Below are 15,832 nucleotides of genomic sequence, written 5' to 3' on the forward strand. Positions count from 1 at the left end.
AGGATGTAACGAATTTCGACAGGCAAGAAAATCAAGTGCCGAGAGAAGAAAAAAAATATTATAAAGCCTGATTGGCCTTGCGGTATTCATCGGGAGTCAGTCCGTAATGTTCGCGAAAAAGACGGTAAAAAGTGTTGCGGCAGCCGAAGCCGGAATCGAAAGCGATGGTTTCGATGGTCGATTCGGAATGGGTCAATAGGTATTTGGCGTAGTTAAGCCGTTGGCGGTTGATATATTCGGAGACGGTCAGTCCGAGGTGTTTCTTCAGGGCGGCGCGTAGCTGGCGTTCGTTCGTTTCTAATAGGTTGATCAGGGTTTTCCAGTTGAACAGCGGATCGATATAGGGCTGGTTATCCTGCATGAAACATCGGATACGGCTATAGAGTTCATCCACGGTCTCGCCGCTTACCGCCTCAGCCGGAGCCGGATCGGACGGATAGGGAGAGAGCCGGCGGATCTCTGCATCCTGCGTATCCAGCTCGGCAACAAGGCGTTCCTGTTCATGGATCTGCCGAACGAGTACGCGGTTTTTGATCCGCATGCGGCGCGACTGCCACCCGACAAGCAATAGGATCGTCATCAACAGTGTGGTGATTACGGCCAGCGCCAGGGAGAGATTCCGGGAGAAACGGATACGCAGGGCGTCTTCGCGTGCCTGGACTTCCATCCGGTCTACTTCGTAGAGTGTCCGCAACTCATTGACCTGCCGGTTATGACGGGCCATATCATTCTCCATCTGCAGCCGGAAAGCTTCGCGGTAGACCGAAACAGCTTCAGCCTGTCGGTCCATCGACGACAACAGGTCGGCTTTGCGGCGAAGCTGGCCGGCGCGTTGGCTGTCGAGCCCGAGAAGCGAGACAAGCGCCAGCAATTCTTCATTCGCCGCATAAGCTTTTTCAGGTTCTCCCCGGGCCTGATAATAGGTGGTGAACGCCTGAAGCCGCAGCACCTCGAACGAACGGGGGTAATCCGGATCATCGAGCAACTGCATATTCTCCAGGGCCGTTTGCGCCCGGTCGAGCTCCCCGCGTTCACTCCATGCTTCTGCCGCCAGGCTTTCGGCGATAAATAAGGATTCGGTATTGTCCGACACCCCATCGGCTTCGGCCCGGGCGATCGAGATCCGCATGGAGTCGACATAGAGCAATACCTCGTCGTAATGCCCCAGATACTGACTGCCAAAAGCCAGCTCCCGGTAATTCTCCAACACCAGAGGCGCTTCCATCCCTTTGTCGCTCAGTTCCATCAGCCGGAGGCTTTCCCGGTGGCATTCCATCGCTTCGTCATAACGCTCCAGGTGCTTATAGAGATTGGCCATGGATGCGACGGCACGGGCACGGTCTTCGTAGCTGCCAAACAGACGGGTATCCTCCAACATCTGACGGGCCTTTTCCAAACCCGTCATAAACTGTCCTTCGTTCGTATACCGCTGGATAAGGGTCTGTTGCACCAAAAACAGGTAGCGATACACCTTGTGCCGGCGGGTAAACTCCTCGGCTTCGCGGGCGGCGATGAAAAGGCTGTCGTTGCCAAACATCGGATAGTAGTATTCCACGACCTTGGCTTTGGCATACGCCTGAAGGTAGATGTTCTTTTGCCGGCGGGCTTCCTGCTCCAAGGCATACACATAGGTCAGCCCCACGGGCGGATCGCTATAGAAATAGGTTTCGATCAGCCCGTATAAACGTTTAATTTCTTCATCCGTATTTTTCTTGCCCGCCCACAAGAGCGGAGAGATTAAACCCCATACTAATCCGAATAAAAACCAAAACTTCATACGCTTTAAAGATACGAAATTATGTCCTCAAAACCAAGCTTTTACCGCAAAAAACCACCGAAAAACCGGCAAGAAAAACAACAACCTTTCAGGCATTTTGAATTTCAAAACCTACATACAGGGAGAAATAAAGAAACAACGAATCCAAAACATTGCACTTTGGCCGAATAAACATTACGCTTTGGCCGAAAAAACATTACGCTTTGGCCGGCCAAAGTGCGATGTTTATTTTGGGCAGTCTACACATAAAAGTCTTCACCCCGGTCTTCACCTTTCACCCGATCGCCAGATCCCTGTATTGATCAGCGTTTCGGATGAAGGCTTGGAGAGGATGGAGTCTTCCTGAAAAAGGCCGGCAGGGTTTTCCAAAAGGCCGCCGGAGTTTCCCAAAAGGCCGGCAGGGTTTTGCAAAAGGCCGCCGGCCTTTTTGGGGAAGCCTTCAGTATTTTTAAGGTATGCTTTTAGCCTTCACCCGAAACGCTGATCAATACAGGGAACTCGGTGAAGGGTGAAAGATGAAGACCGGGGTAAAAACTTTTATGTGGTAAGTGTGTTTTTTTTCGTATTTTTATAGGGTATCCGAGCGGGGAACTGTCTTAAGGATAGAACAGGAATTATTCACAAAAAACTATATGTTATGAAAGCATTCAACAAATCCGTTATCACGCTCTTATGCCTCTTGTTGATCGGTGGGCTGTCGACCCTGAAGGCACAGGATCCGGTGGAAGAGCAGCTCATGGAAATCGACCGGAGCAATGAAAGTGAGAGTTTTATCACGGTCAGTGGCGTGGTGAAAGATCAGAAAACCAAGAAAAAACTGGAGTATGTCAATGTAACCGTTCCCGGCACCAATATCGGTACGGTGACCAATGCCGACGGAGAGTTCTCCCTCAAAGTGATCAAAGCGATCGAGAGAAACACGGTGCAGATCTCGCATATCGGCTACCTCAACACCTTGATCCCGATCAACGGCCGGAATGTCGACGGCTTGGAAGTCATGCTGCGCCCCAATGCCAATCTGTTGGACGAGGTGATCGTACGGGCACGTGATCCGCGCTATATCGTCGAAGAGGCGATCCGGAAGATCCCGGAGAACTACAGTGCGAAGAGTAACCTCTTCACCGGGTTCTACCGCGAAACGGCACAGAAAGGACGCCGGTATATCAATATCTCCGAGGCGATTATCGATGTGTACAAAACACCTTACCGCGATATGAATGTCGACCGCGACCGGGTACAGATCTACAAAGGACGCAAGCTGTTGAGCCAGAAAGCCAGCGACACATTGGTGGTCAAACTACTGGGCGGTCCCAACCTGTCGGTCTTTGTCGATATCGTGAAAAACCCCGATATCTTCCTCGATCGGGAGATGCTGCCGTATTACGCGTTCAAGATGGAAGAGAGTGTTATGCTCGACGATCGCCACCACTACGTGATCAGCTTTATGCCGCAAGCCGTTCTGCCTTATGCGCTCTATGAAGGCAAACTGTATATCGACCGGGAAAGACTATCGTTCACCCGCGCGGAGTTCAACCTCAATATGGACGATCAGAACAAAGCGACGCAGGCGATCTTGAAAAAGAAACCTTTCGGACTGCGGTTCCGCCCGCTGGAAGTCTCCTTCCTGGTGACCTACAAAGAGGTCGACGGACTGAGTTACCTGAGTTACATCCGCAACGAAGTGCGTTTCCGGTGCGACTGGAAGCGACGACTCTTTGCCACCAGCTACACGATCAATTCCGAAATGGTGATCACCGACGGTAAAGTGGCCGAAACGACAATCCCCTACAAGATGTCGTTCAAGCAATCGCAATCGCTCTCCGACAAAGTCACCGACTTCGCCGACGATGCCTTCTGGGGCAACTACAATATCATCGAACCGACCGAGTCGTTGGAGTCGGCCGTCGGCAAACTGCGCAAGCAACAGAAATAATGCGTACCTTAGAGGCGGCTATCGGAGGAGAGAGAAGATAGAAGATAGAAGATAGAAGATAGAAGTTAGGAGATAAGAGATAGGAGATAGGAGCGCGCAATGTTGAACGATTTGCTGACACTGGCTAAGATCAAAAAAGGGGATATTAAGGCTTTTGAAAAGGTTTTCAAGCTTTATTACTCCCCGCTTTGCCGGTATGCGGCAAGCCTGACCGGGCGTATGGATGCGGCGGAGGAGATCGTTCAGGAGTTGTTTTACGTCTTCTGGAAAGAGAAGGAAAATATCGATTTACTGCATTCGCTGAAAAGCTACCTGTACACCGCTGTCCGAAACCGCTCGCTGCTCTATCTCGAACACCTGGAAGTACGCAACCGTTACCGGGAAAACGTATTATCGGAAGAGGCCAAAGGGCCGGTATCTCCGCAGGAGCAATTGGAATACGAAGAATTGCAAAAGCTGGTCGACCGGACGATCCGAAGCCTGCCCGACCGCCGGCAGCGAATATTCCGGATGCATCGCTTCCAAGGCATGAAATATGCCGAAATAGCCTCTGCCCTCTCCTTATCGGTGAAAACGGTAGAAGCCGAAATGAGCAAAGCGCTTAAGACGCTGCGGGAAGAAGTTATGAATTATGAATTATGAGATAAGAAACAAGTGAAAGAAACAGATATGCATAAAATAAAAACAGACCGGGCGTGGGAGCAAGTGTACGCCCGACTGGAACAAGACGGGTTATTGACCGATATCCGCCCCGCGCGGTCGTCGGCCGGTAGCCGGAAACAGATCGTTAGCTGGGTTGCGGCCGCGGCTGCCTTGTGTATTTCCCTGATCTCCGTGTTCCATCTGGTGTGGCCCAAGGAGGCTGAGCGTGCGTTGCTGACGATGCAAAACACCGAAGACGCCACCACCCTGATCACCACCCTCGAAGACGGATCGATCGTATACCTGGCAGAAGATGCGGCCTTACATTATCCGGAACATTTCGAAGCCGACAAACGGGAAGTCGTGCTCGAAGGAAATGCCCAGTTCGATATCAGCGGAAACAAAACACGCCCGTTCTATATCGATACGCGGGAGGTACAGGTCGAAGTATTGGGCACCTCGTTCCAGATCCGCAACGAAGGGGATATGCCATTCGAATTGGTGGTCACCCGCGGAGAAGTCAAAGTCACCGCCAAAGACAACCGCGAGAGCTGCCTGGTCAAGGCGGGCGAGAAAGTACAGCTCTTGCCCGACGGCTTATGGGTTAGCTTTGTCGACAACGACGAGCAGCCCCGGGATGCGTCGCGCTATATCCGCTTCAAAGACGAGAAATTGGGCGATGTCCTGCACGTACTGAACAAGAGCCTGCCGGATACGTCTTTAGCCGTCGACCCGTCGCTTGCCGATAAGGTCTTTACGGTAACCTTCGAGAGCCATACCTCGCCCGAAGAGATCGCCGAAGTGATCTGTGCCGGCCTGGGCTTGCGCCACGTAAAAGAGAACGATACCATTCGGCTGATGAATTAAACAATACAACTGCCATCCGCTAAAAAAGAAGCTTTATGAATACAACATACAGATCATTCCTTTGTTTCCTGTGGGTGATACTGTATGCCGTATGCCCGATACAAGCCGATGACGAGATCCTGAATCGGAGAATCCAACTGCCCAAGACGAAAGGAACAATCTACAAACTACTGGCGCAGGTCTCCGACCGTTCGGGCTTTCTTTTTATCTACGACAGCCAGGTGGTCGATAACGACCGGGAGAGTCGGATCAAAGGCGGAGAGTACACCCTCGGCGAAGCGGTGGCGGAAATCACCGGAGATCGGGAGTTAAAATTCAGGGTGATCGGTAGCCATATCCTGATCTACCGGCCGGAGAAAGAAGAACGTCCGCCCGAAGTAGCCATCGCCATCAGCTCGCCACCCGAAGCCTACCTGACGGTCGAAGGTAAGATCCTCGATAAATACAACGACCAGCCGATCCCCTTTGCCACCGTAGGCATCCCGGAGGCGGCGATCGGTACGGTAACCAACCAAAACGGCGAATTCCGCTTTCGCTTTCCCGACTCCCTGCGGCAGGCGACATTACGCTTTACGCATATCGGCTACCTCTCTCACGAGGTGGAAGCCGGATTGCTCGCCGGCAAACACCAACGCCTGGCGCTCGAACCCAAAGTGATCTCCCTGCAGGAAGTGGTGGTCCGGGTGGTCAATCCGGAAAGGGTGTTGGACGATATGCTGTTCAACCGCTACCGGAACTATGCCGATAAACCGGTCTACCAAACGGCATTCTACCGGGAAGGGGTCGGACATAAGAAAGAAATAGTGAACCTGACCGAAGCCGTCTTCCGGATCTACAAAACCCCGTTCGACCAGACCTTCTCGTCCGACCAGGTCCGACTACTCAAGATGCGCCATATCCTCAACCGGCACGAGAAAGATACGGTTATCACCAAATTCAAATCCGGCATCGAAGCCTGCCTGATGCTCGATCTCGTCAAATACCTGCCCGATTTTCTCCACAAGGATGATCGCGTGCTCTACAACTATGCCCATACGGATATCCGGGTGATCGACAACAGACTGGTCAACGTGATCGCTTTCGAACAGAAAAAAGGGATCAAGACCCCGCTTTACAAAGGCGAGCTCTATATCGATACGGAAAACAGCGCTTTGCTTGGCGGCAGCTTCCAGATCCACCCCCACTTCGTCAAGGCAGCCGCCTCGATGTTCGTCGAGAAGAAAAGCAGAAACCTCACGATCACCCCCGAAGAGGTGCGTTATACCGTTTCGTACAAAGAAAACAACGGAATCTATTCGATCAATCATGTGCGGGGAGACTTGCAATTCCGGATCCGGAAGAAAAAGAAACTCTTCAGTACGACTGCTTACACCTGGTTCGAGATGGTGATCTGCAAAACAGAAACCGAACACGCCCAACCGTTTGAAAGGAGTCAACGCCTACCGACCCGCACGGTCTTTGCGGATACACATTTTGAGTACGACAGGGACTTTTGGGAAAATTTTAACATCATCCTTCCCGAAGAAAATCTGAACGATGCGATGAGTAAAATATCTTCGATCATCGAAGAGACCCATTTCTAAAAATCATAAAGCGGGCCTTTATCTCAAAGGCCCGCTTTATAGGTTTTTAATAGGTATTAGTCTTTAAGGCAAAAAGATTGTTTAGGTTATCTGCATGCAAAGATGAACCAATAAAAAATGCCGGACAAGAAAAAAAACATATTATAAAACACATTTTTAAGATTCTCGATACTTATTTGCAGTTTGTGCCTCTTTTTAACATTTCAGACTACAAACTCCAGTAGGCCATTCGGGTAATTCGTCCCCGATATATACCCTTTACATCCCCAAAAACAGCCGTTTCGTTGATTTTGTCCAAAAACCACGATTCGTCTAATTTTAAATAATCTTTATGAGCGACGGCCACAATGACGGCGTCGTAACCGGTCCCGGGTTCCGCTTTTAGGGTGAATCCGTACTCCCGTTCGACCTCCTGTGCAGAGGCATACGGATCGGTCACATCCACCTCCATCCCGTAGTCTTTCAATTCACGGATAATATCCACCACTTTGGAGTTGCGGATATCAGACACATTCTCTTTAAACGTCAATCCCATCACCAGCGCCCGGGCGCCCAGGATATTCTTGCCCTGAGCGATCATCTTCTTGACGATCTTCTTGCCGATATACCCGCCCATGGAGTCGTTGACAAAACGTCCGGAATTGATCATCTTCGGATGGTAATTCAATTCGCGGGCTTTATAGACCAGGTAATAGGGATCAACCCCGATGCAATGCCCCCCCACCAGTCCGGGCGAGAAGGGTTGGAAATTCCATTTCGTGCCCGCTGCCGTCAACACATCAAAGGTATTGATCTGCATCCGGTCGAAGATGATCGACAACTCATTCATCAGGGCGATATTGACATCCCGCTGGGTATTCTCGATAATCTTTGCCGCCTCGGCCACCTTGATCGCAGGGGCACGATGCAGGCCGGCCTCGACAATCAAGGCATACACCTGATCCAGCGTATCCAATGCTTCGGCATCACCGGCAGAGATGATCTTGACCGTATTCTGCAATGTATGTTCTTTATCGCCCGGGTTAATGCGTTCGGGCGAGTAACCGATCTTAAAGTCCTTCCCCGCTTTCATGCCGGAAATACGTTCCAAGAGCGGGAGGCAATCCTCTTCGGTACAACCCGGATAGACCGTCGATTCGTACACCACATAGTCGCCCGGCTGCAACAGGGCGGCAACCATACGGGTAGCATCCAACAACGCTTTCAGATCGGGCTGGTGGTGCCGGTCGATCGGCGTGGGCACCGCTATAATATAAAAAGAAGCTTCTCTCAGCGTTTCGACGGAAGAGGTGAAAACAATATCTTTATCTTGGAAAGCTTCGCCATCCAGTTCATTGCCGGGATCGATGCCTTTCTTCAACAGGGCCAGGCGCTCTTCATTGATATCGTATCCGACGACAGCCAGGTGGCGGGCAAAAGCCAGCGCCAACGGCAGGCCGACATACCCCAATCCGATAACGGCCAGTTTCTTTTCTTTATTCAGTAATGCGTGATACACGTTATAATGATTAATGATTAATGATTAATTGTTAATTCGCAAGCGGGAAAAGCCCGAAGCGGGTTGAACTCACTTCGGGGTCATTTAAACCAAAATTTCAAATCAACCGTTCGCTCCATCTCTCGCTCCTCTTTATCGGGAAGAAGCGGGAAGAAATCAATGCCCGTCACCGCCTCGACACTATCGATCGGCAGGGCAGTTGCCTGCAGTTTCGTGCCTTTATACTCCCGGTTCTCTAATAAGAACGCAATGCCTTGGTATTTGTTATCCGAGACCGTACAAATAACCTTATAAAATTGCTCGGGGATCGCCACCCGGTTCTTGCCCAGGCGCCGCAGTTTCGGATGAATGACCGGGCCGCTCACAATATAAAGCACACCTTTATCCGAAGCCCACGTCCGGCATTTCTGCTCCAGCGTATTCCAGATCCCGCCATTCATCTTCCGGTCTTGCGGACAGATATTACTGAAATAGAAGGATTCACGCATCGCTTTATGCGACCATTTCACGTCCGCAACCGGCACCATATGGCCCCGATCGAAGCCGGATCCCCGGTAATCCTCATCGTAGGCGGTCGCCCATTCACTCACGTCCGGGTCGGGCACAAACTGATCGTAACGGGAAGCCCGATTGTTCTCCAGTTTCTCTTGGGTCAATACCCAGGCGACCCAGTTCGGGATCCGGTATTCCGGGTTATACGAAAGCGTATGCCCTTCGCGGTACAGGATCTGCTGCTTGGCATCCGTCAACACACGGGGTTGCTCGATGCCCTTGGGAAGAGTCAGCGGGGTAAAGGCCGTTTCAGCCGACTGCTCATTCCGGAGTTTCACATAAGCGGATTCCGCCTCTTCCGGATAAGCATAATCATACACAAACAACAAACCGATCGATAAAACCGTCCCACCCAGAACCACGCCCAGGAAACGCTTCAAAGAAGCCAGAAAAGGCGATCCCTTTTTCCCGGCTTTCCGTTTCTTCACCCGCTTTTTGGGCTTCACACCTGTTTTTTTCTTTGCCATCAACTACTAATTATTCAGGGACAAAGATAGTGAAAGCCGAAGACAGAGGCAAGCTTGCTTGACTATGTTGAGGCGCATCCTATCTTCGATTCGTTAGAATCAAAGATAGTGAAAGCCGAGCGGTAAAAGCCAAGCTTGCTTGAGATTTTACCCGAGGCGCATCGGATAACACGGATTTATGCATTTTGTTTGTGGCCTGTGTCCTGTAAGGACAGTGAGCGCTGAAAGCGCGTTAGAGCCCAGCCCAGGGTAAATAGGCCGTTAGGTCTGCGCAACCCTGGGTCGGATACACCCACACACAACGGAGCGCTGAAAGTGCGAAAGCAAATCTTTCGCGCTTTCAGCGCTCATTGTCCTTTCAGGATTTCAAATAGGTTAAGATTGGAAGATTTGCGACTGGTAGTATCTTGGTTCCCCTTCTTGGTTAAGAAGGGGGGGACCGCTGCAAGCAGCGGTGGGGCAGTTTGAATTCTTGATGAATGATAAATACCTATTTTATATACGATTAGGATCAAACTGCTCCACCACCGGCTATGCCGGCGGTCCCCCTCTTCTTGTCCAAGAAGAGGAGCCAGGAATGTCCATTTGATATTCTCCTGTATCTTCAAATTTTCTCCCATGCGAATGGACTTTGCAGATTTGTAAACCATTGAAAACGAAGCGTTAATATTTCCCTCAGAAACTACCGGTAGTTTGCGAACAAAATACCGGTAGTTTGTCGACAAAATATTAGTAGTTTGCGCGCAAAGTACTGGTAGTTTGAAAAAGGGAGCTGTGGGCTTACATTCCTTCGTGTTTTTTCGTATCTTTACACTATCATTTATTAACCTAAAAACAAAGCCATGCGACGAGACCTTATATCCTACAGTTTGAAGTTCCCTACCCTTCTGTTATTTTGTTGCCTCGTTTTAAGCGGTTGCGGCAAAAGCGATAAAGAAGACGGGCTTTCGTTTTCTTTTCAGGTCAAAGTACTGAATCTGCAGGGTAAGGATATCACACCTGCCTGCGAAGTGGAAGAGATCAGGCTTTACTTCTTCGATGAGAACGACAAATTATTCGACAAACAAATCCTGGATGAGAGTTCCATTACACAGGAGTTTCTTCATGCGTACGTTTACGAGGGAGTGAATCGGACGACGATCGTAGCCTGGGGCAATACGGCAGGTAATAAAGCGGTAAGCCTGGTTGAACCGGAGATGGGCGCACCGCTCTCGGATCTGTACCTGCAACTGACTTTCGCTTCCCATCCCATCTATTCATCTCCTATGATCTATTACGGCAAACAAACGATCACTGCCGGCAAGCTCTCGCCCATCGTTATTGAGATGAAGCTACTTTTAGGCGATCTCAAGGTTGGTTTTTATGCGGATGCCGGAGAAGGGGAGAACTATACCTGCCAGGTATCCGGCCTTTACGATCGCATCAATAACGACGGGGAGCCCGACGGCGAAGCGTTCAACTGTACGCTTCCCCTGCATTATTCTTCCGGCAAGTGGGAATCTGAAAAGGTTTACCTGCCATCCGGCCAGATCAAAGTGGACTTATATCAGGATGATGAATTGATCCGGTCCATGTCTGAAGACACGGATACAGGCCGCCCCTTTATGATCGAAACGGGACATGAGACGATCATTGTGTTTCCCTAAGAAACGAAATGAATCAGAGATAAAACAGATCAACTGCCGGTTACCTCGTGGTGGCCGGCAGTTAGTTTGCGCTGGCGGCCGGAAGGGAATTCGACGGTAGCTGTCGTGCCTTCGGGCACGGTGACTTTCAGGTGCAGGCGTTTACCTTTCTTTTCGATCTGCACTTCGATAAAACCGTGATGGGTATCGACCTTGGCCTGCGCGGCTTCGAGCATTCCCATCTGCGGGCTGATCCGGAAAGTGGCAAAGCCGGGAGAGGTAGGATGGATACCACATACCTTCTGGCTCAACAGGGTCAGGGGTCCTCCGCTCCAGGCATGGTTGATCGTTCCGCCGCCAAAGCCTTCATCGCCGATGCCCCAGCCTTCGAACAGGGTGGTATAGGGATAGGTCATCATCTTCCGGTAACGTTCTTTCATCCGCTCCAGGGCGAAGTCGGCATACCCCATTTCAAACAAGGCTTCCAAGACATATTTCTCCATATAAGGGCTGGCATGATACTCTTTCCGGAAGACTTTCAACAGGGCGGGGTACTGCGTTTGGGGCGCTAGGCCGGAAAGCACAGCCATCGCCTGGGCGCGGTCGTCGGTTTCTCCCTTATAACCCGGAGAACGGTAGGCCGTGCCGGTCCAGAACTTCGTACGGAAACATTTTTCAATGCTATACATCATCTGCTCGATCTGCCGGACATCTTCGGCTTTTCCCAATTGGGTGGCAAATGCCTTCTCGGCTTTCAACGCCAGGTAGTACCAGCAATTGGTCAATACGCCCATATCCACGTTCTCTCCCCAGTCGCCCCAGCTCCAGGCGCCGGGCCGTTCGATCACCAGGCCGCTCTTATCGACCTGCCATACCATGTGCAGGTAATGCCGCAGGCGGTCGTAGATCACCGGCACAAAGCTACTGTCGGCACTATAATAATACTGGGTATAGAAACCATACCAGCCCACGGAGGCGAGCATCTGCAAAGGCAGTTCTTTATCCCAGTTGCCTGCGGGCATCGGGGAAAACAAGACACCGTCCGGCTTTTGCCAGTTCATCAGTTCATGGATCCCTTTCACGGCCAACGAATGGCTCGAAGGCGAAAGGGCATAAAAGGCTTCGCCCAGCTCATTCACTTCGTCGCCCCACCACTGCGCCCGTTCGCGGTCGGGACAATCCATATACGTATCGCGCATCGTCACATAGAGCGTACGCGCCGAGCGTTTCCATAGTTCGTTGTAGAACGGATCATCGCAGGAGAAGGCTCCGGTAAACTCCGTATTAAAACCGGTCTCCCGGTATTTGAGATCGACCACCGTTACCCCTTCGGGGATGATATACCGGACCTCATGCCCGTTCATCCAGCCGAGGCTCTCGTACACCTGCCGTCCTTCGCGGGTGATATATTCGGCACGGACATTGGGCGAAGCGCCTCCCATGTAGTTGTCTGTCAGAATATGAATGGTCTTTCCCGCCGGAGCTTCGATCTCCAGGTAGGGCGTGACATGGCAATTATAAGGCAAGCGGCAGAAGAGGGTGTCCTGCGTGGCCGACTTCCGGATCTCTTCGTACGGGCGCAATCCGTAATCTTTCCATAAAGGCACAGGGCGCTCGACCAATTCCCCCAGCGGACCTTTGCCGGCCGCGTCAAAAGCCATCGCCGGAGGCAGATGCACCGGGAAACCGTTCCGGTTCCACCCTTCGATCGCCCGGCGGGCATCGAAACGGATATTACTCTCCGGCAAGCGATAATTGGGATAAGGAGCTCCGGTACTTTGGTAAGCATCATAGACCGAACACGACCAACTGCCATCGGATAGAATCTCCACCTGTGGCGAACGGGCAGCGAACAACAGCCACGCCTTGCCGCTATTGTAGTGCGAGAAGCCATCCTGGCCGAAATGCCACAACAGGATCGCGATCGTATTCTCGCCCTTTTGCAGATAGGGTGCGATCTCCACCGGGTCATAATAGGTACCCGTACGGGAAGGACCCCGCTTGAGCCCACCTTCGAACACCACCAGTTCGTCATTGATCCACATCCAGTATTTGCTATCGCCGGCGATATTGGCGAGAAGCGTCGTGGGTACCTCTGTCAGCTCCACGGTCTTGCGGTAGATCAGCCAGGTGTTGGTCGCGCTCTGGTTGGCTTCCGTCGCGATCCACCGGGCTTTGCCGAAGACAGGATGCTCCGAAGCAACGGTTTCCATACTAAAAGACAAGAGTAAAAGGCATACCCAAAACAGGTTTTTATACAATGAACTGAACGGTGGTTGTTTCATGGCAGATAACGATTTAATAGATAAATGTATGTGTTCCCGAAGATACGGTTTCTTTTTGATTTCCAACGGTAATCGTAGCCCGGCAATCGGCAGGTACGGTTACCGTCAGTTCCACTTTGCCGTCTTTCCGCTTCCACTCGCTGCGGATCAGACCACGCACGGATTTGTATTCGCCCCGCGCCCAGTCGAGATCATCAACGAAATGGGGCGTGATGCGTATATGACGGAAGCCGGGATCGGCCGGATCGTGATTGATCCCGGCAAGCTGGTTCATCATCCAGGCCGAGACATCACCCATAAAGACATGGTTGAGCGAGGCATCGCGAAACTCCGGACTCAACGTCCAGGTCTCCGGCAACGTACTGTAACCCATGGTCTCTACCCAATAGCCCCAGGAGGGCGCTTCGGTTTTCTTCAACATCTTCATGGCGTCTTCCACGTAGCCGTAGCGGGTCAACATCGCCGGTACGGTCTTACTGCCCAACAGGCCAAAGTCCAGGAAGTGATTATTGCCGGCCACAACCGCACGCAGTTGATCGGCGACCAATTGTTCTTTCCCCTCAGGCACCAAGCCCAGATATAGGGCTAACGCTTGTGCGGTCTGTGTCCCTTCGGCATAGATGCCGGTCTGGCTATCAAAGAAACGTTGGTTGATCAGGTCTTTCAGGTGCACCGCTTTCTTGCGGTACGGCGCCGGATCCTTACCCAATAAAGAAGCGAAGCGAGCCATCAGGCAGTTATCCAGGTAATAGTAGGCGGTAGAGGTATAGGTATTATCGGTGGTTGCTTTCCAATACACCCAATCGCCCAGGCCAAAGGGCAATAAGCCGTTCAGTTTCTCTTTCTTCCGCAGGTACTCCATATAGGTCTGCATCGTCGGGTAAAGATTTTCAATGCAGCGGGTATCACCATAGTATTCATACAGGGCATTGGGGATGATAAACATCGCCGCGTCCCATACCGGTCCGGGCCATTCGCCGAAGCCCCATCCGCTGGAAGGGATAATGCCGGAGATCATGCCGTTCTCGCGCTGGTTGTCGATAAAGTCGTTCAGCCATTTCTCGTACACCGTAATGCCATCGAAGCCCAACAGCGCCAGGTCGATCGCTATATGCGCATCGGCCGTCCATCCGTTTTTCTCGCGTTGCGGACAGTCGGTCGGGATACTGTGCAGGTTGCTCCGATACGCCAGCATCGTAGCATCCCAGATCTTATTCAACAAAGGATCGGAGCAACTGAATTGCCCGACCGCTTCCACATCGGAATGCATAAACAAGGCAGTCAGGCTATTTTCCGTCAAAGCGACCGGCTGGGAGCTTTCCACCTCGACGTACTGGAAGCCATGATAGGCAAAAGAAGGCATAAAGACTTCCTCTTCGCTCGTTCCTTTCAGGGTAAAGACATCCATCTGGAACACCTCGTAGGGTTTGACCGGATGATAATACACATTGATATTGCCTTGCTCCAGGCGTCCGTCTTTCTTCAGTAATTCACCGTGTTTGATCGTGATGCGGGTGCCCGGTGCCCCTTTGACCTTCAGGCGAGGCATGCCGGCGATATTCTTTTCGAAGGAATAGACATAGAGGCGGTCGCCGAACGCTTTCATCGCCGTCGGTTTCAGTTCTTCCGTGATCCGTATGCCCGGCATCTGCTGGGCGGTAAGGATAGGCGCCGGGGCTTCGGTCAATAAAGCCGGTTTCCACCGGGCATCATCGAACGAAGCGGTCTTCCATCCTTCTTCTTCCAGGCGGGCGTCGTACATATCGCCGCTATAGAGGTTGTTATACGTATAAGGACCGGTAGCCGTGCGCCAGTTCTCATCCGTGGCGACGGTTTCCACACTGCCATCGGTATAGGTCAGGCGCAGTTCGGCCAACATCCGGGGGCGGTTGCGCCAACCGGCAGTTTCGAAGTTCCAGACGGCTTTCGACTGGATATTGTACCAGCCATTGCCCAGGACGGCAGCCACCACGTTCTGTCCGTCTTTGATCTGCGAGGTCACCTCGTGCGTCACATACAAGATACGTTTATCGAAATGCGTATACCCCGGATCGAGGTAGTTATCCCCTACCCGCTCGCCATTGAGGAATACTTCATGATACCCTGCCGAAGCGATATAAAGGCGGGCATCGGCAATCTCTTTACTGACGGCAAAGGTCTTCCGAAAGAGCGGAGCCGGCTCGTACTCTTTGTCTTGCTCATCGGTGATCCAGCGGCCGGTCCAGTCCTGTGCCGTCAACTTCCCGGTTTCGAAAAAGGCCAGGTCGGAAGGGGGGCATCGCTTACCATCCTGATCCCAGACCGTCACCTGCCAGTAGTAACGGGTATGTGGCGCCAAAGCGGTTTCCGCCGGATAGGGCTTGAGGTTCGTTCGATCCGTTCCCACGCGTATTTCCGTACGGGAGACGGCAAAGCCATCCGTTTCTCCTTCGTACTCCCAGGTGAAACGGGGGGAAGGAGTATCCAGTCCGATCGGGTTATTTAGGTATTCACACCGCAGGTTCGTCAGGCGAACCTTCTCATTCGTTCCCCCGCAAGAGGTCAACAGAAGAAGGATCAGTAGGCTGATCGATAATAACATTGCTTTTTTGTTCATCTACAGT

The 15,832-nt window shown here is 51.8% G+C and carries 10 protein-coding genes; 5 read left to right on the forward strand and 5 right to left on the reverse strand.

Going from position 1 to position 15,832, the window contains the following annotated elements; translation table 11 throughout:
• Positions 1–58: 58 nt before the first annotated feature.
• Positions 59–1,777, reverse strand: a complete 1,719-nt coding sequence (locus M2133_RS14265; RefSeq protein WP_277466859.1) for a helix-turn-helix transcriptional regulator — start codon at positions 1,775–1,777, stop codon at positions 59–61.
• Positions 1,778–2,414: 637 nt separating this feature from the next.
• On the opposite strand from M2133_RS14265, the gene M2133_RS14270 reads away from it, so the two are divergent.
• From M2133_RS14270 to M2133_RS14285, 4 genes are all read left to right on the forward strand, one after another.
• Positions 2,415–3,710, forward strand: a complete 1,296-nt coding sequence (locus M2133_RS14270) for a carboxypeptidase-like regulatory domain-containing protein (protein WP_277466860.1) — start codon at positions 2,415–2,417, stop codon at positions 3,708–3,710.
• A gap of 99 nt (positions 3,711–3,809) precedes the next feature.
• Complete coding sequence (locus M2133_RS14275) at positions 3,810–4,352, forward strand: RNA polymerase sigma-70 factor (protein WP_277466861.1); 543 nt, start codon at positions 3,810–3,812, stop codon at positions 4,350–4,352.
• Between the two features lie 27 nt (positions 4,353–4,379).
• On the forward strand, positions 4,380–5,219 hold the full coding sequence (locus tag M2133_RS14280) for a FecR domain-containing protein (RefSeq protein WP_277466862.1): 840 nt from the start codon (positions 4,380–4,382) through the stop codon (positions 5,217–5,219).
• Positions 5,220–5,254: 35 nt separating this feature from the next.
• Complete coding sequence (locus tag M2133_RS14285; RefSeq protein ID WP_277466863.1) at positions 5,255–6,802, forward strand: carboxypeptidase-like regulatory domain-containing protein; 1,548 nt, start codon at positions 5,255–5,257, stop codon at positions 6,800–6,802.
• A 208-nt stretch (positions 6,803–7,010) separates the two neighbouring features.
• Here M2133_RS14285 and M2133_RS14290 read toward each other — a convergent pair whose 3' ends face one another.
• Both M2133_RS14290 and M2133_RS14295 read right to left on the reverse strand, forming a co-directional pair.
• Entirely contained in the window at positions 7,011–8,300 is a 1,290-nt protein-coding gene (locus tag M2133_RS14290; RefSeq protein ID WP_277466864.1) for a nucleotide sugar dehydrogenase, read from the reverse strand.
• A gap of 80 nt (positions 8,301–8,380) precedes the next feature.
• Positions 8,381–9,319, reverse strand: a complete 939-nt coding sequence (locus tag M2133_RS14295; RefSeq protein WP_277466865.1) for a DNA/RNA non-specific endonuclease — start codon at positions 9,317–9,319, stop codon at positions 8,381–8,383.
• A gap of 842 nt (positions 9,320–10,161) precedes the next feature.
• Between M2133_RS14295 and M2133_RS14300 the strand changes: the two genes are divergently transcribed.
• Complete coding sequence (locus M2133_RS14300) at positions 10,162–10,965, forward strand: FimB/Mfa2 family fimbrial subunit (RefSeq protein WP_277466866.1); 804 nt, start codon at positions 10,162–10,164, stop codon at positions 10,963–10,965.
• 29 nt (positions 10,966–10,994) lie between these two features.
• Here M2133_RS14300 and M2133_RS14305 read toward each other — a convergent pair whose 3' ends face one another.
• Both M2133_RS14305 and M2133_RS14310 read right to left on the reverse strand, forming a co-directional pair.
• Complete coding sequence (locus M2133_RS14305; protein WP_277466892.1) at positions 10,995–13,157, reverse strand: alpha-L-rhamnosidase C-terminal domain-containing protein; 2,163 nt, start codon at positions 13,155–13,157, stop codon at positions 10,995–10,997.
• Between the two features lie 85 nt (positions 13,158–13,242).
• Positions 13,243–15,825 carry a family 78 glycoside hydrolase catalytic domain gene (locus M2133_RS14310; protein ID WP_277466867.1) on the reverse strand — a complete coding sequence of 861 codons (2,583 nt, stop codon included), beginning with the start codon at positions 15,823–15,825 and terminating at the stop codon, positions 13,243–13,245.
• Positions 15,826–15,832: the final 7 nt, after the last annotated feature.

Origin of the sequence: Parabacteroides sp. PF5-6 (genome assembly GCF_029504695.1) — a bacterium.
Taxonomy (GTDB): Bacteria; Bacteroidota; Bacteroidia; order Bacteroidales; family Tannerellaceae; genus QVMG01.

What these genes read in the sequence shown, in the direction of transcription:
- M2133_RS14300 (WP_277466866.1), top strand. Translation starts at nt 10,162, where the DNA reads ATGCGACGAGACCTTATATCCTACAGTTTGAAGTTCCCTACCCTTCTG.
- M2133_RS14295 (WP_277466865.1), bottom strand. Translation starts at nt 9,319, where the DNA reads ATGGCAAAGAAAAAAACAGGTGTGAAGCCCAAAAAGCGGGTGAAGAAA.
- M2133_RS14275 (WP_277466861.1), top strand. Translation starts at nt 3,810, where the DNA reads ATGTTGAACGATTTGCTGACACTGGCTAAGATCAAAAAAGGGGATATT.
- M2133_RS14280 (WP_277466862.1), top strand. Translation starts at nt 4,380, where the DNA reads ATGCATAAAATAAAAACAGACCGGGCGTGGGAGCAAGTGTACGCCCGA.
- M2133_RS14305 (WP_277466892.1), bottom strand. Translation starts at nt 13,157, where the DNA reads ATGGAAACCGTTGCTTCGGAGCATCCTGTCTTCGGCAAAGCCCGGTGG.
- M2133_RS14265 (WP_277466859.1), bottom strand. Translation starts at nt 1,777, where the DNA reads ATGAAGTTTTGGTTTTTATTCGGATTAGTATGGGGTTTAATCTCTCCG.
- M2133_RS14270 (WP_277466860.1), top strand. Translation starts at nt 2,415, where the DNA reads ATGAAAGCATTCAACAAATCCGTTATCACGCTCTTATGCCTCTTGTTG.
- M2133_RS14285 (WP_277466863.1), top strand. Translation starts at nt 5,255, where the DNA reads ATGAATACAACATACAGATCATTCCTTTGTTTCCTGTGGGTGATACTG.
- M2133_RS14310 (WP_277466867.1), bottom strand. Translation starts at nt 15,825, where the DNA reads ATGAACAAAAAAGCAATGTTATTATCGATCAGCCTACTGATCCTTCTT.